Source organism: Flavobacterium sp. (assembly GCF_024305175.1).
In the GTDB taxonomy this organism is placed as follows: domain Bacteria; phylum Bacteroidota; class Bacteroidia; order Flavobacteriales; family Flavobacteriaceae; genus Flavobacterium.
This window is the reverse complement of sequence record NZ_JAMWYY010000004.1, coordinates 57,936-78,332: the sequence shown is the minus strand read 5'-3', so window position 1 is coordinate 78,332 and position 20,397 is coordinate 57,936. Positions and strand designations below refer to the sequence as shown.

The 20,397-nt window shown below is 40.3% G+C and carries 17 protein-coding genes; 11 read left to right on the top strand and 6 right to left on the bottom strand.

Annotated features, from left to right (window positions below; all coding sequences use genetic code 11):
- The first annotated feature begins 23 nt into the window (after positions 1-23).
- From purB to Q0K96_RS01995, 3 genes are read left to right on the top strand one after another with little or no spacing between them, the layout of a single operon-like run.
- A complete protein-coding gene (purB, locus tag Q0K96_RS02005) occupies positions 24-1,376 on the top strand; it encodes an adenylosuccinate lyase (RefSeq protein ID WP_297332334.1) in 1,353 nt (450 codons plus the stop codon).
- A 24-nt stretch (positions 1,377-1,400) separates the two neighbouring features.
- Complete coding sequence (locus Q0K96_RS02000; RefSeq protein WP_297332333.1) at positions 1,401-2,003, top strand: NAD(P)H-dependent oxidoreductase; 603 nt, start codon at positions 1,401-1,403, stop codon at positions 2,001-2,003.
- Between the two features lie 5 nt (positions 2,004-2,008).
- Positions 2,009-3,913 carry a monovalent cation:proton antiporter-2 (CPA2) family protein gene (locus tag Q0K96_RS01995; protein WP_297332332.1) on the top strand — a complete coding sequence of 635 codons (1,905 nt, stop codon included), beginning with the start codon at positions 2,009-2,011 and terminating at the stop codon, positions 3,911-3,913.
- A gap of 81 nt (positions 3,914-3,994) precedes the next feature.
- On the opposite strand, the gene guaB is transcribed toward Q0K96_RS01995, so the two are convergent.
- A complete protein-coding gene (gene guaB / locus Q0K96_RS01990) occupies positions 3,995-5,467 on the bottom strand; it encodes an IMP dehydrogenase (RefSeq protein WP_297332331.1) in 1,473 nt (490 codons plus the stop codon).
- A gap of 98 nt (positions 5,468-5,565) precedes the next feature.
- On the opposite strand from guaB, the gene Q0K96_RS01985 reads away from it, so the two are divergent.
- Positions 5,566-6,495, top strand: coding sequence for a hypothetical protein (locus Q0K96_RS01985; protein WP_297332330.1), 930 nt, complete (start codon positions 5,566-5,568; stop codon positions 6,493-6,495).
- Here the strand turns inward: Q0K96_RS01985 and Q0K96_RS01980 are convergent.
- The gene (locus tag Q0K96_RS01980) at positions 6,492-7,355 is read right to left on the bottom strand and encodes a hydroxymethylglutaryl-CoA lyase (protein ID WP_297332329.1); all 864 of its coding nucleotides are present in this window, start codon (positions 7,353-7,355) and stop codon (positions 6,492-6,494) included. The genes Q0K96_RS01985 and Q0K96_RS01980 overlap by 4 nt on opposite strands.
- 117 nt (positions 7,356-7,472) lie before the next feature.
- Entirely contained in the window at positions 7,473-8,507 is a 1,035-nt protein-coding gene (locus Q0K96_RS01975) for a quinone-dependent dihydroorotate dehydrogenase (protein WP_297332328.1), read from the bottom strand.
- A gap of 75 nt (positions 8,508-8,582) precedes the next feature.
- Here Q0K96_RS01975 and Q0K96_RS01970 point away from each other — a divergent pair, with 75 nt between their 5' ends.
- The 5 genes from Q0K96_RS01970 (at position 8,583) to Q0K96_RS01950 (ending at position 15,831) form a co-directional block, all read left to right on the top strand.
- Positions 8,583-8,987, top strand: coding sequence for an SRPBCC domain-containing protein (locus tag Q0K96_RS01970; protein WP_297332327.1), 405 nt, complete (start codon positions 8,583-8,585; stop codon positions 8,985-8,987).
- Entirely contained in the window at positions 8,987-9,610 is a 624-nt protein-coding gene (locus Q0K96_RS01965; protein ID WP_297332326.1) for a hypothetical protein, read from the top strand. The genes Q0K96_RS01970 and Q0K96_RS01965 overlap by 1 nt, the downstream gene beginning before the upstream one ends.
- A gap of 159 nt (positions 9,611-9,769) precedes the next feature.
- Positions 9,770-13,936: an ATP-binding protein gene (locus Q0K96_RS01960; protein ID WP_297332325.1), complete on the top strand. Its 4,167-nt coding sequence runs from the start codon at positions 9,770-9,772 to the stop codon at positions 13,934-13,936.
- A gap of 70 nt (positions 13,937-14,006) precedes the next feature.
- Positions 14,007-15,254 carry a peptidase T gene (gene pepT / locus Q0K96_RS01955; RefSeq protein WP_297332324.1) on the top strand — a complete coding sequence of 416 codons (1,248 nt, stop codon included), beginning with the start codon at positions 14,007-14,009 and terminating at the stop codon, positions 15,252-15,254.
- On the top strand, positions 15,247-15,831 hold the full coding sequence (locus Q0K96_RS01950) for a YdeI/OmpD-associated family protein (RefSeq protein ID WP_297332323.1): 585 nt from the start codon (positions 15,247-15,249) through the stop codon (positions 15,829-15,831). The genes pepT and Q0K96_RS01950 overlap by 8 nt, the downstream gene beginning before the upstream one ends.
- Positions 15,832-15,889: 58 nt before the next feature.
- On the opposite strand, the gene ettA is transcribed toward Q0K96_RS01950, so the two are convergent.
- From ettA to holA, 3 genes are read right to left on the bottom strand one after another with little or no spacing between them, the layout of a single operon-like run.
- Positions 15,890-17,584, bottom strand: coding sequence for an energy-dependent translational throttle protein EttA (gene ettA, locus Q0K96_RS01945; protein WP_297332322.1), 1,695 nt, complete (start codon positions 17,582-17,584; stop codon positions 15,890-15,892).
- Between the two features lie 27 nt (positions 17,585-17,611).
- Positions 17,612-17,791, bottom strand: a complete 180-nt coding sequence (locus tag Q0K96_RS01940) for a CAL67264 family membrane protein (protein ID WP_223052293.1) — start codon at positions 17,789-17,791, stop codon at positions 17,612-17,614.
- 51 nt (positions 17,792-17,842) lie between these two features.
- Positions 17,843-18,847, bottom strand: a complete 1,005-nt coding sequence (gene holA, locus Q0K96_RS01935) for a DNA polymerase III subunit delta (protein WP_297332321.1) — start codon at positions 18,845-18,847, stop codon at positions 17,843-17,845.
- A 52-nt stretch (positions 18,848-18,899) separates the two neighbouring features.
- Between holA and Q0K96_RS01930 the strand changes: the two genes are divergently transcribed.
- Together Q0K96_RS01930 and Q0K96_RS01925 are read left to right on the top strand one after the other, a co-directional pair.
- On the top strand, positions 18,900-19,352 hold the full coding sequence (locus Q0K96_RS01930) for a type I restriction enzyme HsdR N-terminal domain-containing protein (protein ID WP_297332320.1): 453 nt from the start codon (positions 18,900-18,902) through the stop codon (positions 19,350-19,352).
- Positions 19,349-20,341, top strand: coding sequence for a glycosyltransferase family 2 protein (locus Q0K96_RS01925; RefSeq protein WP_297332319.1), 993 nt, complete (start codon positions 19,349-19,351; stop codon positions 20,339-20,341). The genes Q0K96_RS01930 and Q0K96_RS01925 overlap by 4 nt, the downstream gene beginning before the upstream one ends.
- The last annotated feature ends 56 nt before the right edge of the window (positions 20,342-20,397 follow it).

Genomic DNA, 20,397 nt, shown 5'->3' with positions numbered 1-20,397 from the left:
TACCTATTTTAAACACACAACAAATGCAAATTTTATCAGAACTTAATGCTATATCTCCCATAGACGGAAGGTACAGGAGTAAAACTATATCATTATCGCCTTATTTCTCTGAAGAAGCTCTAATCCGCTACCGCGTACTGGTAGAAATAGAATATTTTATAGCACTCTGCGAGTTACCGTTACCGCAACTGGAACGGGTTGACAAAAACCTTTATGATAACCTGCGTAATATTTACAGGAATTTTACAACACAGGATGCGTTACAGATAAAAGAAATAGAAAAAACAACCAACCATGATGTAAAGGCGGTTGAATATTTCATTAAAAAAGCATTTGACAATTTAGGGCTTCAGGATTATAAAGAATTCATACACTTTGGGCTGACAAGCCAGGATATAAATAATACGGCAATACCATTATCTGCAAAAGAAGCATTTGAGAATGTTTACATGCCGGCGCTTATAAATGTAATATCCAAGCTTAAAGAACTAAGTGTTGAATGGGCAAATGTGCCAATGCTGGCACGTACCCACGGGCAGCCTGCATCTCCTACCCGCCTTGGTAAAGAAATCGGAGTATTTACCGAAAGGCTCGAAGAGCAGTTGCGTTTATTATACAACATTCCGTTTGCTGCAAAGTTTGGCGGTGCAACCGGTAATTTTAATGCACACTTTGTTGCATACCCAAAAAACGACTGGAGGCAGTTTGGGCTTAATTTTGTAGAAGGTACACTTGGGCTAAGGCACTCCTTCCCTACTACACAAATAGAACATTACGACCATTTTGCTGCTTTTTTTGATGCTTTAAAACGAATTAATACCATATTGATAGATCTTGACCGCGATATATGGACCTATGTATCTATGGATTACTTTAAGCAGAAAATAAAAGCTGGTGAAATAGGTTCATCTGCAATGCCACATAAGGTAAACCCAATAGATTTTGAAAATTCTGAAGGTAACCTGGGCATAGCAAATGCTGTTTTTGAGCACCTCTCTGCAAAGCTTCCTATATCAAGGCTGCAACGCGACCTTACCGATAGCACGGTACTACGCAATATAGGCGTACCAATAGGGCATACCCTTATCGCTTTTGAAGCCACTTTGAAAGGGCTTAACAAGCTGCTGCTTAATGCTGATAAGTTTGAGGAAGACCTTGAGAAGAACTGGGCTGTTGTTGCTGAAGCTATACAAACAATTTTACGCCGTGAAAACTACCCTAACCCGTATGAGGCGCTTAAAAACCTTACACGCACCAATCAGGTTATAGATAAAAATGCTATACACAGCTTCATCAAGAGCCTCTATGTTTCTGATGAAGTAAAAAATGAATTATTACAGATTACTCCTGCTAATTATTTAGGAATAAATCCATAACTTTAAAAGCAGTAAAATGTATTTATGCCAAACAAGATACTTATCATTTTCGCGCACCCGCTGTTCGAAAAATCGAATGCACATGCTGCACTGGTAAGGCACATTCCGGGTTCGCCAAATATAACCTTTCATGACCTTTACCAGGAATACCCGGAATTTGACATAGATATGAAGCGCGAGCAGGAGCTCTTGCTGCTTCACGATATAATTATATGGCAGCACCCCATGTACTGGTACAGTTGCCCGCCACTGTTAAAGCAATGGATTGATATTGTACTGGAGCACGGATGGGCATACGGGCGCGAGGGAAAGGCACTGAAAGATAAAATACTCATGCAGGTAATTACCACCGGGGGCAGGCGCGAAAACTACAGCCCAACCGGGCGCGACCGTTTTACTATTATGCAGTTGCTTGAGCCTTTTAACCAGACAGCCAAGGTATGCAACATGACCTACATACCACCTTATGTGGTACACGGAACACACTCTATGGATGCAGAGGGGTATGAAAGGTGCGGAAGTGCATACCGTGCTGCCCTTGAGTATCTTGAAAATAAAGGTGTAAACCTTTCAGAGATTTCTAAATATCCTTATTTTAATGAATGGTTCCAAACTAAAATAAGCTAACTATCATGGAAAACGGCTTTTTTTTTGAGGCAATAATTTACCTTTCTGCGGCTGTAATATGTGTTCCTATTGCAAAAAAGCTGGGGTTAAGCTCTATTTTAGGATACTTATTTGCCGGTATAATAATAGGGCCGTATATGCTGGGGCTTATCGGGCAGGAGGGCGAAGACATTATGCACTTTGCAGAATTTGGAGTGGTGATGATGCTTTTCCTTATCGGGCTGGAACTTGACCCTTATAAATTTTGGCGCATGCGCAAATTTATATTTGGCATGGGCTTATTGCAGGTGGTTGCAACAACGCTGATACTTTTCCTGGCATGTTCGCTTGTATTGCGGTGGCAGTGGGAAACTACTCTGGTAATATCTATGGCACTAACGCTGTCTTCTACCGCGATAGTAATGCAGACACTTAAAGAAAAGAACCTTTCTAAAACCTCTATGGGGAGGTCATCATTTGCAGTGCTGCTTTTTCAGGATATTGCTGTTATCCCCATATTAGCACTGTTACCCTTTTTAGCAGGCGGCAATGTGCAGAACGAAAATGTGGGGCATTCTCTAATAAACGGTTTTTCGCCGTGGCTGCAGGCTGCTATAGTATTTGGCGCAATAGCCACCGTATATTTTGCGGGGCGTTATATTATTGTGCCTTTGCTGCACATTGTAGCCAAAACAAGGCTACAGGAACTGTTTACGGCCTCTGCCCTATTGTTGGTTATGGCTGTATCCTATTTAATGCAGCTTGTTGGCCTTAGCCCCGCACTTGGTGCTTTTATGGCAGGCGTGGTATTGGCCAATAGCGAATTCAGGCACGAGCTGGAAGGCGATATAGAGCCTTTTAAAGGTTTGCTGCTTGGCCTGTTCTTTATTGGTGTGGGAGCCTCTATCAACTTTACACTTATCTTTGCCGACCCTGCTTTTATTATAGTATTTACTACCATCTTTAATATCATCAAGTTCTTTGTGCTTGCAGGTATAGGAAGGCTTTATAAAAAGAGCTCTGACCAGAACCTGCTGTTTGCTTTCGCACTTAGCCAGGCAGGAGAATTTGGTTTCGTAATATTAGGCTTTGCCAATCAGCTAAACCTTATGCCTACTATGCTTTCTAACCAAATGATGGCTATAATAGCATTGAGCATGGTAGGCACACCATTCTTACTGCTTATAAACGAAAGATGGATAGACCCCTACTTTGGCGTGAAGGAAAAGCAAAGCAAAAAGGACTATGATACCATTGATGAAGATGAAAAGAATGATGTTATCATAGCCGGGTTCGGGAATTTTGGCAGTACCATAGGCCGACTGCTCAAGGCTAACGGCATTCCGGCAACAGTATTAGACATGAACTCTGAACGGGTAGATTCGCTGCGCAAAATGGGCTTTAAGGTATATTACGGAGATGCTACACGTTTAGAACTCCTTACGGCTGCAGGCTGTGAAAGCGCTAAAATTTTTATAGCTGCGATAGACAACCCTCAGGTTAACCTTAGCGTAATTGAAAAAATAAAAAAGCACTTTCCGCATCTAAAAATACTGGCGCGTGCGCGAAACCGTACTGATGCTTTTGAAATGGTGGATATCGGGTTAACTGACTTTTACAGGGAAAACCTTTACAGTGCAGTACATTTAGGCGTAGATGCACTGGTAGAGCTTGGGCACAGGCGTTATACAGCTACACGCCAAGGGCAGCGCTTTATTAAATATGATGAGCAGGCTACCTTCAGGCTGGCGCACAAACGGCACGATAAAAAGGCATTCCTCATTACATCTCTGGAAGAAATTGAAATGCAGGAACAACTTATTAAGGGCGACCTTTACGCACAGCTCGGTGCAAATGACCATGCATGGGAGAGTGAAGACATTAAACGCGAACACAGGGCCGAAGTTATCGGCAAGCCGCTTGAAGAGTAGTTTACCGCTCACAGTTACAGAGTATAAAAAAACCGAAAGTAAATTTTCGGTTTTTTTATATGCCTTTTTGCTTTTACTTACTTATCTCGAATAGTTAGGAGATTCTTTCGTAATGGTTACATTATGCGGATGGCTTTCGGATATACCGCTTGAGGTTATACGCACAAACCTGCCGTTTTCCTGTAGTGTCGGTATATCTTTCGCGCCGCAGTAGCCCATACCGGCACGCAAGCCGCCAATAAACTGCAACATACTTTCAAATAGTTCGCCTTTATATGGCACACGCCCCACGATACCTTCCGGTACCAGTTTTTTAACATCGTCTTCCACGTCCTGAAAGTAACGGTCTTTAGAGCCTTCTTTCATAGCTTCTACAGAGCCCATACCCCTGTAAGATTTAAACTTCCTGCCTTCAAATATAATAGTTTCGCCCGGCGACTCTTTCGTACCTGCAAGCAGTGACCCAAGCATAACACAGTCGGCGCCCGCTGCCAAAGCTTTAGGTATATCGCCTGTGTAACGGATACCACCATCTGCAATAACGGGTACTCCTGAGCCTTTTAACGCCGCAGCAACCTCTAATACCGCCGAAAACTGAGGGAAACCTACACCTGCCACAACCCTTGTTGTGCATATAGAGCCGGGGCCTATGCCTACCTTAACAGCATCTGCACCGTTTTCGGCAAGGTATAATGCAGCTTCCGGGGTTGCAATATTACCCACTACAACATCTAAGTCGGGAAATTGTGCCTTAACCTCTTTAAGAACAGTTACAACACCTTTTGTATGGCCATGTGCTGTATCTATAATTATAGCATCTACACCTGCATTAACAAGTGCTTCGGCACGTTTAACCGCATCGGCTGTAACGCCAACGGCAGCGGCAACCCGCAAACGCCCATACCTGTCTTTATTAGCCATTGGTTTTTGGGTAAGCTTGGTTATATCCCTAAAGGTAATTAACCCGATAAGCTTATTATCTGTATTAACTACAGGCAGCTTTTCAATCTTATTTTCCTGTAATATAATCTCGGCTGTTTCAAGGGTAGTGCCCTCACCTGCAGTTACCAGGTTTTCAGAAGTCATAACCTCTGTTATGGCACGTACATTGTCTTTTTCGAACCTCAGGTCGCGATTGGTAACTATGCCTTTAAGCACTCCGTTATCATCTACCACAGGAATACCGCCAATACCATATTCACGCATTGCGTTTTTAGCATCGCCCACAGTAGCGGTAAGCGGCAGGGTAACCGGATCTATTATCATACCCGACTCGGCGCGCTTTACTTTTCTTACTTCTGTAGCCTGCTGCTCTATTGTCATGTTCTTGTGCAGAACACCTATACCGCCTTCGCGGGCCATAGCTATAGCCATAGCGCTTTCGGTAACGGTATCCATAGCCGCAGAAACTATAGGCACATTTAAGGTAATGTTTCGGGTAAATCGTGTTTTTATGCTTACTTCGCGAGGCAGTACCTCAGAGTAGTTGGGAACCAGCAGAACATCATCGTAAGTTAAACCTTCGCCGATGATTTTAGTTGTGTGTGCTTTCATCTTGCAATTTGTAGTTAAATTGCATGCAAATATAAGTTTTTTTAGGGAGAATTAAAATAAAGAAATTATTACTATTTTCGGGCTTTTCAGAATTTACTATGAGCATTATAAAATTTCGTTTCAAAAATATTGTCCTTCCTTATTTAAGAGCATTATCAATATTGGTAATCATTCACGCAATTTTGTATTATCTGCTTTTTGAAATGATATTTACAAATACCGGCGAAGGCATCTATGGAATAGCGCTTAGCGTAATTCTCTCCGCAATATTTTTATTTCTATATCTTAAGCCATTTCTGAAAGGTAAAGAACTAAAACCTAAAATGGATAGATTCAAAATGTATATGGCGCTGCTAATTTTTGCATGTTTATTATTGTCAGCAAACAGTGCACTAATAAAATCTTTGTCTCAAAAGATTCTTATTATAGAAAGTCCCGATTTTCTTCCATCTGAAAATGATACTGATATAGATAAAGTAGTAATTAAGAATTTTGAACTTGATACTGCTTACATTGGACAAAATTATTGGTTTGAATGGCACAGCAGAAGAAGGGGAAGATCTTACAGAACCATAGAAATTGTTCTGGCGATGCCCTTAAAGGTCAAAACAAAATATAGCTTCCGCAAATTCCTGTTTTGGTCTTGTAATATTAAAAGTGAAAGGGTAGATGATGGTAGTTTGTCCAAAAATGAAATTAAAGGATTACTTGAAGGACATAAAGACAGTTTTTTACACAGGATAAAAGACATAAAAGCTTTTAAACTTTTAAAGCAAACTTCTCCAGACCCGAGGTATTTATCTGCAATATTTGAAGGTATGGGAGATACCGAGAACGATAATGTAAATAAAAGAACCCCTATATTATTGGAGCCTGTATTCGAAACTAATTCTGAAATCATACAGCACAATATTTACCTTGTTTTGGGTGCTGCTTTATTTAATATTCTTGGTCTGTTCTATTTGGCCTCGCAATTTGAGTTAAAAACTCATAAAAGCAATAAAAGCTTCGATTTCATAAAGTCTTAATGAAACTCACCAAACAGTTTGGTTGCCTCATTATACGCACTCTCAAAACTTAGCGAGTTAAGATTAGTCAAAGCTTTTTCGGCGGTAAAGTAAGAAAGCATTTTCTCTGTTGGCATATTGCCAGTAAGTTCATCTTTTGCCATTGGGCAGCCGCCAAATCCCTGTATGGCACCATCAAAACGCATGCAGCCGGCCTTATAAGCAGCATCGGTTTTTTCATGCCATTTGTTAGGTGTAGTGTGCAGGTGTGCACCAAACTCTACATCAGGATATTTAGGTATCAGGTTAGAAAAAAGGTAGTCAATAACCTCGGGTGTAGAGCTGCCAATAGTGTCAGAAAGTGAGAGTATGGTAACTCCCATAGCAGCCAGTTTTTCTGTCCACTCCCCTACTATTTCCACATTCCACGGGTCGCCGTAAGGATTGCCGAATCCCATAGATAAATAGGCAACCACCTCTTTGTTGCTTTTTACGGCAATGTTAAGTATTTCCTGAAGTGTAACTATAGATTCTGCAATGGTTTTGTGCGTGTTCCGCATCTGGAAGTTCTCGCTGATAGAAAACGGGTAACCCAGGTATTGTATTTCAGGATGTACCGAAGCGATTTCTGCCCCTTTTGTGTTTGCAATAATGGCAAGCAGCTTACTTGTTGTAGCAGATAAATCGAGCTGTGCCAGCACCTCTGCCGTGTCCTGCATTTGCGGTATGGCTTTTGGCGATACAAAGCTGCCAAAATCTATAGTATCAAAACCCACACGCAGCAGCGACTGTAAATAAGCCACTTTACGCTCTGTAGGTATAAAACCTTTAATGCCCTGCATGGCATCTCGCGGGCATTCTATAATTTTTACCTGCTTCATAGAAGCCAAAGATAAAAAAGTTTTTTATTGATTTTGCTGCTATTTAAAGCCAATATCCGATATTTTTAGCAATATGGCAAATTATCTTTTGCTATGCTATGAATATCAAAATTTTAGTTATAGCCCCTGTTTTATTATTTCAAGGTTAATAGCTTTTACAAGCGCCGGCCCTTCATATACAAACCCGGTATATAATTGGATGAGGCTCGCTCCTGCTTTCAGCTTTTCTACGGCATCATCGGGTGAATGGATTCCCCCAACCCCTATTATCGGAAATGCCTTATTGCTTTTCTCCGAAAGAAAACGGATAACCTCTGTAGAGCGTTTTGTTAGCGGCCTGCCGCTAAGTCCGCCGGACTCGCTTTTATTTTCTGACTGTAACCCTTCCCTGCTTATAGTGGTATTGGTTGCAATAACCCCTGCAATTGCAGTTGTTTTTACAATATCTATAATATCCAGTAGCTGTTCATCTGTAAGGTCGGGTGCAATTTTAAGGAGTATAGGCTTCTGGTTGGGTTTGGAAGCATTAAGAGCCTGCAAAGCCATCAGCAGTTTTGTCAGCGGTTCTTTATCCTGCAATTCACGCAAATTGGGTGTATTAGGCGAGCTTACATTAACTACAAAATAATCTACATAGTCATACAGTGCATTAAAACATATTTCATAATCATTTACAGCCTCTTCGTTAGGCGTAACTTTATTCTTGCCTATGTTCCCGCCTATCAGCACGTGCCCCTTTCCTTTAGGGTTGCTCTTAAGCCTTTCTGCAGCTACGGCTACACCGCCATTATTAAAGCCCATCCGGTTAATGAGCGCACTATCTTCTTTAAGGCGAAAAAGCCTTGTTTTTGGGTTACCTTCTTGTGGCTTTGGGGTAAGTGTGCCAATCTCTATAAACCCGAAGCCGCAGTTAGAAAGTTCTTTATACAGTACCGCATCCTTATCAAGCCCTGCTGCCAAACCTACAGGGTTACCAAATGTTAGCCCGAAAACTTCACGCTTAAGTTTAGGGTGATTTACAGTATATTTTTTACGCATAAAGGCAGCAGCACCGGGAATTTTATTCAATAACCGAATGGAGTCGAAAGTAAAATGGTGCACTTTTTCAGGGTCGTACCTGAATAATAACGGCCTAATAAAAGATTTATACATAATTGTTGTGTTGTTGGCGCAAATTTACTTAAATTCCCGATAACGATAAAGGAGATTACCAACAACTAAAAAATTATGATTCAATCTACAGGACAAACTAAAGACAGTACCTACCAGGCGGGAGTACGAAAAACATTTGCGATCAGCCTGCAAGAGGCATGGCAACTTGTATTTTCGGGTAAGGGAATGGCAATATGGCTGGGTTATGATACTGATCTTCGCACTGTAAAGGGCTCACCTTACAAAACGGGTAATGCCATAACCGGCACTGTAAGGGTTGTTAAAGAGTTCTCTCATGTAAGGTTTACATACAAAAAAGAGAATTGGGATAATGAGTCGCTGGTTCAAATCCGGTTTATAGCTGCCAAAACAGGAACTACAATAAGCTTTCATCAGGAAAAATTAGCCGATTCATCACAGAGGAAAGAGATGAAACAGCATTGGGAAGCCGCACTCACACAATTTTCAGCACTTGTATAATGGACTTAAAAGATACATTTTGTGGCCTTGTCGTAAAATATGCCAATAACGAAGATAAAGCGATAGAACTTTGGCAGGAACTAAAAGAGCACTATTCTGCAAAAAGGCGTTATTATCATAATCTAATGCATTTGCAGTATATGCTAAATGTTATTGAACCCGTATTACATAAGGCAGAAGATGCCGATAGTTTACTGTTTGCTTTATTTTATCATGATTTTGTTTATGATGCTACATCAAAACAAAATGAAGAAAACAGTGCAAAGGCTGCCGCAGAACGTTTACAAGCTATTGATTTTCCTGAAGAAAAGATTGTTTTGTGTTCCCAACATATAATTGCCACAAAGAAACATGAAACTTCAGATTGTGCAGACACCAACTTGTTGCTTGATGCCGACTTGAGCATATTGGGCAGCAGCAAAGAAGAATATGATGCTTATTGCCGTAACATTCGTAAAGAATATGGTTTATACCCTGACTTGGTTTATAAACCGGGAAGAAGAAAAGTAATCCAGCACTTTCTTAAAATGGAAAACATTTTTAAAACAGTTTACTTCAGGGAAAAATTCGGGTTAAAAGCAAGATCCAATTTAAAAACAGAGCTGCACATGCTTAAATCATAATAGTTTTTACCGCTATACCTAAAATGGATAAACATCGCAAAAAGAATGTTTAACTATTTATAATCTTTACCTAAAATAAGGTAGTGCATAATCTGATGTGTATCTTCGTTTTACTATATTTGATATAAAATTGCTAAGAATAATTATACATGCGCCTGTATGACAATTGAGGATAATAATGTAACGCCGGACTTTCTTTCATCAAACGGGCAGTTAGGGCAATTAATCAGGAATCATAACTGGGATTCAACCTCACTGGGGCCAATAAAGAACTGGTCGCAAAGCCTTAAAACTACTATAAACCTGATGCTGAATTCGCAAAACCCTATCTGGATTGGGTGGGGCGCGGAAAATCTTTTTTTATATAACGATGCCTACATTGATGTTTTGGGTACAGATAAGCACCCATGGGCGCTGGGTAAGCCTGCATCTGTTGTGTGGGAAGAAATATGGGACATCTGCGGCCCGCTCTCAGATAAAGTATATAAAGAGGGTAAGTCATCTAATAATACAGATGTTCAGCTATTTATGAAGAGGGGCAGTTTACTGGAAGAAGTATATTTTTCTTTTTCATACAGTCCTGTTATAGATGAATCAGGCAAAGTAGGCGGATTATTTTGTCCGAACTTCGAAACTACTTCAAAAATACTTAATGCGAGGCGAAACGGTACCTTATCTGAGCTTGCTGCCAAGTCGCTTATAGAGAAAACCCCGGCGAAAGCATGTGCTTCTGCTGCTGCAATACTTTCTAAAAATAGCGAAGACATTCCGTTTGCAATATTTTACCTCCACAACAATAACAATATGGAAGTTGTGCAACGTGTTGGTCTTGAAAAATGTACCGAAAGTGTTTTTCCTAAAAATATTTCCTACCGCGAAACCGGAAATGACAAAAAGCTTCTTGATATTATGCAGGGGGGGCAGGTAGAAATAATAGAAATTACAGAACCCGACCTTTTTCCTGAAGGGCTTGCCGGTCAGCAAATTAAGCAGGCAATAGCATTGCCCCTTACACTTTCGGGCAATGTACAGGCAGGTTTATTGATTTGTGGGCTTAACCCTACCCGCAGGCTTGACAGTGACTATTACACTTTTTTTGAAATGGTATCGGGCCAGGTGGCAACAGCGTTGCAAAATGCTACTGCAGCAGAAAACGAACGTAAACGTTTAGAGGAGCTTGCTGAAATAGACCGGGCAAAAACAGCTTTTTTCAGCAATATAAGCCATGAATTCCGTACGCCTTTAACCCTTATGCTGGGCCCGCTTGAAGATATGCTTCAAAACGGAAGCCTTAAGCAGGGTGAGCGTAAATCTGTAGAAACAACCCATAGAAATGCGCTAAGGCTATTAAAGCTGGTAAACACGCTGCTTGATTTCAGCATGATAGAAAGTGGCAGGATCAAAGCAAAGTATATACCTATGGATGCTGCCGCTTTTACAATGAGCCTTGCTTCAAACTTTCGCTCCATTATAGAAAGGGCAGGGATAGAATTTATAGTCAGCAGTGACAAGATTACCCGTAACGTTTACCTTGACAGGGAAATGTGGGAGAAAATTATTTTTAACCTGCTCTCAAATGCTTACAAATATACTTTAAGAGGAAAGATATCTGTAAACATTAAAGAAGATGGAGACCAGTTTAAAATAGAAGTTGAGGATACGGGAACAGGAATACCTAAAAATGAACTTCCTAAGATGTTTACCCGTTTTCACCGCATTGCCAACAGTGCCGGGCGCAGTTTTGAAGGCTCGGGCATCGGGCTGAGCATGATAAGGGAGTTTATATTACAGCATGGCGGAAATATTACTGTTGAAAGTGAAGAAGGTAAAGGCACTGTTTTTACAGTAACCATACCTTTTGGAAATAAGCACCTGCCGGATGAACAGGTTTTAGAAAATGATTTTACAGAAGATATATATTTAACTGATAAGCACACAAAAGAAATAAAGCTGCTTACCAATCCGGAAGGTGACGAAACAGAAGTGAGCCAGGAAGAAGTATATCCTGTTACAGATACAGTACTTGTAGTTGATGATAATGATGACATGCGCAATCATATTAAATCTATTATCAGGTCAAACTACAATGTTGTAACAGCACGAAATGGCAAGCAAGCGCTGGAAAAAATTAAGCAGCATAAAATTTCGCTTGTACTGAGTGACATAATGATGCCTGTAATGGACGGGCTGCAACTGGTAAAAGAAATCAAGAGCAATCCTGAAACTGCCGTATTACCTTTAATATTACTTACTGCACGTGCGGGGGAAGAATCACGCATCCATGGATATGAAACCGGTGCAGATGATTATCTGGTTAAGCCATTTTCATCTAAAGAACTTATGGCACGCATACGTTCTCATATTAACATCAGTAAGAGCAGGAACCACATCCGCAACCAGATAAAAACTATTTTCAGCCAGGTACCAATAGCCATAATGATTTTAAAAGGAAACGATTTTATCATTGAAATGGCTAATGATGAGGCATTAAAAATGTGGAATGCAGATAAACATGACCTGCAAAACAAGTCCGTTCTTGAAGTATTACCACTAATTAATGAGGGAGATTACAGGCAAATACTAAACGATGTTTATATTAACGGAAAGAGTTATACGGAAGATGAGAAACGCTTTGATATCAGTATTGGAGAAGAAGTACATCAATTATATTTAAAAATTGCGCTGCAACCACTGCATGATGAGAACGGTTTAATATCAGGTATTATAGCTATTGCCGAAAATATTACTGCACAGGTACAGGCACGCAAGAAAATTGAGGATAGTGAAAATAAATTCCGCAATCTTATACATCAGGCACAAATAGGCATTGTTGTTTTTAAAGGCGAGAATTTAAAAATTGATGTTGTTAATGACAGGTATTGCGAAATACTTGGTATGCAGCGTGTGCATATAGAAGGCCGGAATATGACCGAAATTATGCCTGAGCTTAAAGGTTCTTATGTAGAGGAAAATCTTTTACATGTGCTGCATACAGGAGATAAGCACGCACACAATAACCTGCCGGTAACACTTACACTTAATGGCAAAACCGAAACTAATTACTATAGCTCTGTTTACCAGCCACTGGTAGAGAATAATAAAATAACAGGTGTAGTAGCTTTGGTTAACAAGGTTACAGATGAATATTTAACGTCTAAAATAAAAGAGCAAAACGAGGAAGACCTAATGCTGATACTGGAAACAATGCCACATATTGCTTTCAGGGCAGACAGCACAGGTATGCTGGTATACTATAACCAGCGTTTTTATGACTACACAGGACTTACTTTTGAAGAAGCAAAAGGTAACGGCTGGCAAGCGGTTATACAACCTGATATGCTACAGGAGGTATATAATGACTGGATGCAGTGTGTAAATACCGGTGAAGGGCTCGATGTATCCTTCCTTATGAAGCGGGCTTCAGACGGAATGTACCGTTGGCACCTGGCACGTGCCGTGGCACTGCATGATGAAAAAGGAGCAATATCGCAATGGGTAGGAACGCTTACAGATGTTCATGAGCAGAAAGTATTTGCCGAGAAGCTGGAAGCTATGGTTAATGACCGTACAGAGAGGCTTAACAAGTCGAATATTTTATTGGCGCAAAAAAACCTGGAGCTGGAGCAAAGCAATAAAGAGTTAGAGTCGCTAACTTATGTAGCAAGCCACGACCTTCAGGAACCACTACGTAAAATAAGGACCTTTATAAATATAATTAAGGATAAAGGCAGCCCTGAAAAGAACGACCAGTATTTTGCGAAAATAGATACATCTGCAAGGCGCATGTCACAGCTTATACAGGACGTACTGACCTACAGCAGGCTCGCCTCTGACACAGAAGAGTATATCCCGACCGACCTGAGTAAAATACTTGATGGCGTACTGCAGGATTATGAACTTGCCATAACTGAAAAGAATGTTGTCATTAATGCAGAAAGGCTTCCTGTGGTAAATGCTATACCGCTGCACATGAACCAGTTGTTTGGTAATCTTTTAAGTAATGCCTTAAAGTACAGTAAAGAAAATCCGGTTATAAGCATTAGCTGTAAAACAGTGCGGGGTTTTGATATTAAAGACTTTAATGGCAATAATATTGAACAGAAATATACCGAAATACGATTTGAAGATAATGGTATTGGATTTGAAGATAAATACAGCAAACAAATTTTTAAGATGTTCCAACGGCTTCATGGCAGGAATGAGTATGCAGGTACCGGTATCGGGCTTAGTATTTGTAAAAAAATTATTGAGCAGCACAACGGTTATATAAGGGCAGAATCATCTCCGGGAAGAGGAGCTGTTTTTACGATAAATCTGCCTATTTAAACAGGATTTGGCCACAAAAAAATAAATTAATCGTTAACTTTGTGCTCCTTTATTATATAAAATAAAAAAAATGCAGCACATTATAAACCGTTTTATCAGCTATGTAACAGTTGATACCGAATCTGATCCTAATTCTGACACAACACCAAGTACCGCAAAGCAATGGGATTTAGCCCATAAACTTGTAGAAGAGCTTAAGGCCATAGGCATGGAAGATGTAACCATAGATGAAAATGCTTATATAATGGCCACACTGCCTTCTAATGTAGGACATGATGTACCTGTTATAGGCTTTGTTTCGCATTTTGACACCACACCTGATTTTACAGGGGCAAACATAAAGCCTCAAATTATAGAAAATTATGACGGTGGCGATATTATGCTTAACCAGGAGCAGAACATTATTTTGTCGCCAAACTATTTTAAAGACCTTCTGCAATACAAAGGGCAAACTTTAATTACTACCGATGGTACTACCCTTTTAGGTGCTGATGATAAAGCGGGTATTACAGAAATTGTAACTGCAATGGAATACCTTATCAAAAACCCGGATATAAAGCACGGTAAAATTCGTGTAGGCTTTACACCGGATGAAGAAATTGGCAGGGGTGCCCATAAGTTTGACGTTGCCAAGTTTGGTGCAGACTGGGCTTATACTATGGATGGCAGCCAGATAGGTGAACTTGAGTATGAAAACTTTAATGCTGCAGGTGCAAAAATTACCTTTAAAGGGAAGAGCGTACACCCTGGTTATGCAAAGGGTAAAATGATTAACTCTATGCTGCTGGCAAGCCGCTTTATTAACACACTGCCTGAAAATGAAATACCTGAAAAGACTACAGGATATGAAGGTTTTTACCATGTTACAGGCATTAACGGCAGTATAGAAGAAACTACAGTTCAGCTTATCATCCGCGACCACGATAAAGAAAAGTTTGAAGCCAGAAAGGAAACAGTCAAGAAAATAGCCGAAGAGATAAGCAACGACTTTTTAGAACAATTTGGCGAGCCTGTAGCTATTGCAGAGGTTAAAGACCAGTACTACAACATGAAAGAAAAAGTTGTACCGGTTATGCACATAGTAGATATTGCCGAACAGGCAATGAAGGAACTGAACATTGAGCCTATAATAAAGCCTATACGTGGCGGTACCGACGGTTGTCAGCTATCCTATATGGGGCTACCCTGCCCTAACATTTTTGCAGGCGGACATAACTTTCATGGCAAATATGAGTATGTCCCTGTAGAAAGCATGCAAAAAGCTGTTGAGGTTATTGTGCGTATAGCTGAAATTACTGCTAAAAACTATAATGGCTAAACAACAGGAAAGCAACCAATGGCAGCGAAACCACCTTTGGGAAGATGAAATAAATTTACTGAAGGGCATTGCAGATGAAGCAGGACTCACAGAAACAGTTAAGTGGGGCGGGATTGTTTATACCTATAATGGCAAAAACATCGTTGGTATTGGTGGCTTTAAAGAATACTTTACGCTTTGGTTTTTTAAAGGTGTTTTTCTTCGTGATGAAGCAGGTATGCTGGTAAATGCAAATGAAGAAAACACCAAATCATTGCGGCAATGGCGGTTTAGCAGCAAAGAAGATATAAACAGAAATTTGGTACTGCAATATATCCTGGAAGCTGTTGAGGTTGAAAAAGCTGGGCTGGAAATAAAGCCTGAAAAGAAACAAACGGTAATACCTGTACTTTTGCAGGACTCCCTCGATAAAAACAATGAACTTGCGGCAGCATTTCAACAACTGACACCTTATAAGCAAAGAGAATACTGCGAGCATATAGAAAGTGCAAAACGTGAAGAAACGAAGCTCTTACGGCTTGAAAAATGCTTAGAAGGTATATTAAAAGGCAAAGGGCTTCATGACAAATACAGATAACAAAAAAGCCTCATCTAAATAAAGATGAGGCTTTTTTTATGGATTGCACGCAAAAAAATTAATTACGTACGAGTTTTTTGTATTTAATACGCTTAGGTGTAAGGTCACCACCAAGGCGTTTTCTCCTGTTTTCTTCATATTCAGAGAAGCTGCCTTCAAAGAAATATACTTCAGAGTTACCTTCAAAAGCAAGTATGTGGGTACATACCCTGTCCAGGAACCACCTGTCGTGCGATATGATAACAGCACAGCCCGCAAAGTTATCCAAGCCTTCTTCTAAAGCCCTTAATGTATTAATATCAAGGTCGTTAGTAGGCTCATCTAAAAGTAATACGTTACCTTCTTCTTTAAGTGTCATGGCAAGGTGAAGCCTGTTACGTTCACCACCCGAAAGTGTATTTACTTTTTTATTCTGGTCGCTGCCGCTAAAATTAAACCTGCTCAGGTAGGCACGGCTGTTAACCTGCCTTCCGCCCATCATTACAAGCTCCTGCCCGTCGGCAAAGTTTTCCCAAATGGTTTTTTCAGGATTTATGTTAGAGTGTGACTGATCTACATAAGCAATCTTTACGGTATCACCCACTGCAAACTCACCCTTATCAGGCTCCTGCTCTCCCATTATCATTTTAAAGATAGTGGTTTTACCGGCACCGTTAGGCCCTATAATACCCACTATACCCGCCTGCGGCAATGTAAAGTTAAGGTTATCATACAGCAACTTGTCACCAAAAGCTTTTGCAACGCCTTTAGCCTCTATAACGTTAGTACCAAGCCTTGGCCCGTTAGGGATGTAGATTTCCAGCTTTTCTTCAAGCTGTTTCTGGTCTTCGTTTAAAAGCCTGTCATAGTTTTGCAAACGCGCCTTTTGTTTGGTCTGGCGGCCTTTAGCGCCCTGCCTTACCCAATCCAACTCACGCTCAAGTGTTTTGCGGCGCTTGCTTGCTGTTTTCTCCTCCTGCTCAAGGCGTTTGGCTTTCTGGTCTAGCCAGGAAGAATAGTTCCCTTTCCACGGAATACCCTCTCCCCTGTCCAATTCCAGTATCCATCCTGCCACATTATCAAGAAAATAACGGTCGTGCGTTACGGCTATAACCGTACCCTGATATTGCTGCAAGTGCTGCTCCAACCACAGTACGCTCTCTGCATCAAGGTGGTTGGTAGGTTCATCAAGCAGTAAAACATCGGGCTGCTGCAACAACAGGCGGCATAAGGCAACTCGCCTTTTCTCACCACCCGAAAGCACATTTATAGGCGTGTCAGGATCCGGTGTGCGGAGGGCATCCATGGCTATTTCCAGCTTGGTATCAAGCTCCCATGCACCAAGGGCATCTATCTTATCCTGAAGTTCTGCCTGCCTGTCCATTAGCTTCTGCATTTTGTCGGCATCTTCATATACCTCCGGCAGGCCAAACATATCGTTTATCTTATTAAACTCATCTAAAACAGCTACTGTTTCGGCTACGCCTTCGCGCACAATTTCTATAACCGTTTTGCTTTCGTCAAGCTTTGGCTCCTGCTCCAGGTAGCCTACTGTATAGCCCGGTGCAAAAACCACATCGCCCTGGTAGCTTTTATCTACCCCTGCAATGATTTTTAGCAATGTTGACTTACCCGAACCATTAAGACCCAGAATACCGATTTTAGCCCCGTAAAAGAAACTAAGGTAAATATCTTTTAAAACCTGCTTATTGCCCCCCTGATAGGTTTTACTAACACGGGACATGGAAAATATTACTTTCTTATCGTCGCTCATATATTATTTTTCAATTGTTTGCTGTTACTATACTCTGCCTTTTAGCGCATTAAATGCCCATGATATGGCAAAAAAACCTATACCAACCGTAGAAAACCCTATTGCATAATCTTTATATTTCAGTACCCCTAAAAGCACAAGCGCGGTGCCGATAAGGAACATTATAAAAGAGGCCCACCCAAAGATGGTATTTTTATTCATTCCCATGATGTTACTATCTGTATTTTTATAAGTGTGCAAATATCGTGAATATATGCGCTAATTAAAAATCTTTACCAGCATCTCTTTCAGCAGGTCATGCTGCGATACTGCATTTGCTCCTACACCTTTGCTTTTTACATCAATATCGCGCAGGGCGGCTACAATGGCGCTTACTTTTTTCATAGGGTAATTGCGTAGCGCTATATCATAATCTTTAAGAAAATAGGGGTTAACCCTAAGCATTTTTGACACATTGCCGGGGCTTTTATCTTTTAGCCCGTGGTATTGCAGCAACTGCGAAAAGAATCCGAAAATAAGCCCTGTAGTCATAACCAGCGGATTATCTTTAGGGTTTTGCGCAAAGTAATTAGCAATTTTATAAGCCTTTAACTGGTCGCGCTCCCCTATTGCCTTGCGCAGTTCAAAAATATTATAGTCTTTACTGATGCCAATATTATCTTCTACATCTTTAGGTGTTATAATATGGCTTTTAGGTAATATTATAGCAAGTTTATCCAACTCATTGCTTATCCTGCTCAGGTCATTACCTAAAAACTCTACCAGCATTGCGGCAGCTTTTGGCTCTATACCATAACCTTTGCCCGATAATACACGCTTTATCCAGTCGGCAACCTGGTTTTCATACATTTTTTTACTTTCAAAAACCACCCCGTTTTTTGCAACGTTCTTAATCAGTTTTTTGCGTTTATCCAGTGTTTTATACTTATAAGCAAAAACAAGAACGGTTGTAGGCTGCGGGTTTTCGGCATAGCTTTCCAGCTTTTCTATGGTTCGGGATAGTTCCTGCGCTTCTTTAACAATAACCACCTGCCTATCAGCCATCATAGGGTAACGCTTGGCATTGGCAACGACCTCTTCAATGGTTACATCTTTACCATATAACACCATTTGGTTAAAGCCCTTATCCTCTTCCAAAAGTATGTTGTCTTCTATGTATTCGGTCAGCTTGTCAATGTAGTATGGCTCCTCACCCATAAAAAAGTAAACAGGCTTAATAATACCGTTCTTAATTTCATTTACAATTTTTAAAACTTCATCCAAACCGCTGTACTTTTAAGTGTTGCTTTTATCAGGAAAAAAGTACCTTTGCGCTATGCAAAAGCTTAATTTTCCTGACTATACTTTTCGATTCAAAAATAGTGAAAATAAGCTCGCTATTTTTGATGGTGTCCGCAAAAAGTTTGTGATACTTACCCCTGAAGAATGGGTTCGCCAGCATGTTGTTACATATTTACTGAATGATCTTATGTACCCGAAATCATATCTCAACGTAGAGAAGTTACTTAAAATAAACGGACTGAGCAAAAGATATGATATAGTGGTATATAACCCCGATGGCAGTGTTTTTCTTTTAGTGGAATGCAAAGCAACAAGTGTACCCATAACCCAGATAACATTTGACCAGATAGCCCGTTATAATATGGCGGCTAAAGCACAATATATGATGGTTACTAACGGAATAAACCACTACTTTTGCAGTATGGATTATGAGCAGGAAAAATATATCTTTTTAAAAGAACTTCCGCCATACAAATTACAATCATGAAAAGCATTGCTGTTGTTATACTGAACTGGAACGGAAAGGAACTATTGGAAGCCCTTTTACCGGGTGTTATAAAGCATTCGCCTGAAGCCACTGTTTATGTGGCAGATAATGCTTCAGTTGACGGCTCTGTTGTAATGCTCGAAGAGCAGTTTCCTGAAGTAAGGATAATACAAAATAACGGCAACCTGGGTTATGCCGGAGGTTATAACAAAGCGTTACAGGCAGTTGAAGAAGATATATATGTACTGGTAAACTCTGATGTAGAAATTACCAAAGGCTGGCTGCAACCTGCTATAGACTTATTTGAAAGAGATCCTGAAACAGCAATTATTCAGCCAAAGATACTTGACTATTACAAGCGTGAGTATTTTGAGTATGCCGGTGCTGCCGGAGGATTTATAGACAAATATGGTTTCCCGTTTTGCAGAGGAAGGATATTTGACACACTGGAAAAAGATAACGGACAGTATAATGATGAAAGTGAAATATTCTGGGCATCGGGAGCGTGTTTTTTTATCCGGAAAAATGTATTTAGGGAACTTGGAGGTTTTGATGAAGATTTTTTTGCCCACCAGGAAGAAATCGACCTTTGCTGGAGAGCATTTAACCGTAATTATAAGGTGAGGTTTTGCTATCAGTCGGTAGTATATCATATGGGCGGGGCGACACTTAAAAACAGCAGCCCTAAAAAAACATTTTTAAATTTCAGAAATTCGCTTTGGATGATGCTTAAAAACCTGCCGGCAGGGCAACTGTTCCCAATACTGTTCCTGCGGCTTGGTATGGACGGCCTTGCGGGCATCCGTTTCCTTACAAAAGGACAGTTTGCACACCTTTGGGCTGTTTTAAAATCGCACGTTTATTTTTATTTGAAATTATTTTATTTTTTAAATAAAAGACAGCCAAAGCATTACAGTAATTATTATAAAATTAAAAGCATAGTCCATAAATACTTTATATGCAACGGCAAGATTTTTGCTGACTTTTAACAAGAGTTTATAATCAATTTAATCGATCTTATTCTCAGCATTAACTAATTTTGTAA

What these genes read in the sequence shown, in the direction of transcription:
- purB (WP_297332334.1), top strand. Translation starts at nt 24, where the DNA reads ATGCAAATTTTATCAGAACTTAATGCTATATCTCCCATAGACGGAAGG.
- Q0K96_RS02000 (WP_297332333.1), top strand. Translation starts at nt 1,401, where the DNA reads ATGCCAAACAAGATACTTATCATTTTCGCGCACCCGCTGTTCGAAAAA.
- Q0K96_RS01995 (WP_297332332.1), top strand. Translation starts at nt 2,009, where the DNA reads ATGGAAAACGGCTTTTTTTTTGAGGCAATAATTTACCTTTCTGCGGCT.
- guaB (WP_297332331.1), bottom strand. Translation starts at nt 5,467, where the DNA reads ATGAAAGCACACACAACTAAAATCATCGGCGAAGGTTTAACTTACGAT.
- Q0K96_RS01985 (WP_297332330.1), top strand. Translation starts at nt 5,566, where the DNA reads ATGAGCATTATAAAATTTCGTTTCAAAAATATTGTCCTTCCTTATTTA.
- Q0K96_RS01980 (WP_297332329.1), bottom strand. Translation starts at nt 7,355, where the DNA reads ATGAAGCAGGTAAAAATTATAGAATGCCCGCGAGATGCCATGCAGGGC.
- Q0K96_RS01975 (WP_297332328.1), bottom strand. Translation starts at nt 8,507, where the DNA reads ATGTATAAATCTTTTATTAGGCCGTTATTATTCAGGTACGACCCTGAA.
- Q0K96_RS01970 (WP_297332327.1), top strand. Translation starts at nt 8,583, where the DNA reads ATGATTCAATCTACAGGACAAACTAAAGACAGTACCTACCAGGCGGGA.
- Q0K96_RS01965 (WP_297332326.1), top strand. Translation starts at nt 8,987, where the DNA reads ATGGACTTAAAAGATACATTTTGTGGCCTTGTCGTAAAATATGCCAAT.
- Q0K96_RS01960 (WP_297332325.1), top strand. Translation starts at nt 9,770, where the DNA reads ATGACAATTGAGGATAATAATGTAACGCCGGACTTTCTTTCATCAAAC.
- pepT (WP_297332324.1), top strand. Translation starts at nt 14,007, where the DNA reads ATGCAGCACATTATAAACCGTTTTATCAGCTATGTAACAGTTGATACC.
- Q0K96_RS01950 (WP_297332323.1), top strand. Translation starts at nt 15,247, where the DNA reads ATGGCTAAACAACAGGAAAGCAACCAATGGCAGCGAAACCACCTTTGG.
- ettA (WP_297332322.1), bottom strand. Translation starts at nt 17,584, where the DNA reads ATGAGCGACGATAAGAAAGTAATATTTTCCATGTCCCGTGTTAGTAAA.
- Q0K96_RS01940 (WP_223052293.1), bottom strand. Translation starts at nt 17,791, where the DNA reads ATGGGAATGAATAAAAATACCATCTTTGGGTGGGCCTCTTTTATAATG.
- Q0K96_RS01930 (WP_297332320.1), top strand. Translation starts at nt 18,900, where the DNA reads ATGCAAAAGCTTAATTTTCCTGACTATACTTTTCGATTCAAAAATAGT.
- Q0K96_RS01925 (WP_297332319.1), top strand. Translation starts at nt 19,349, where the DNA reads ATGAAAAGCATTGCTGTTGTTATACTGAACTGGAACGGAAAGGAACTA.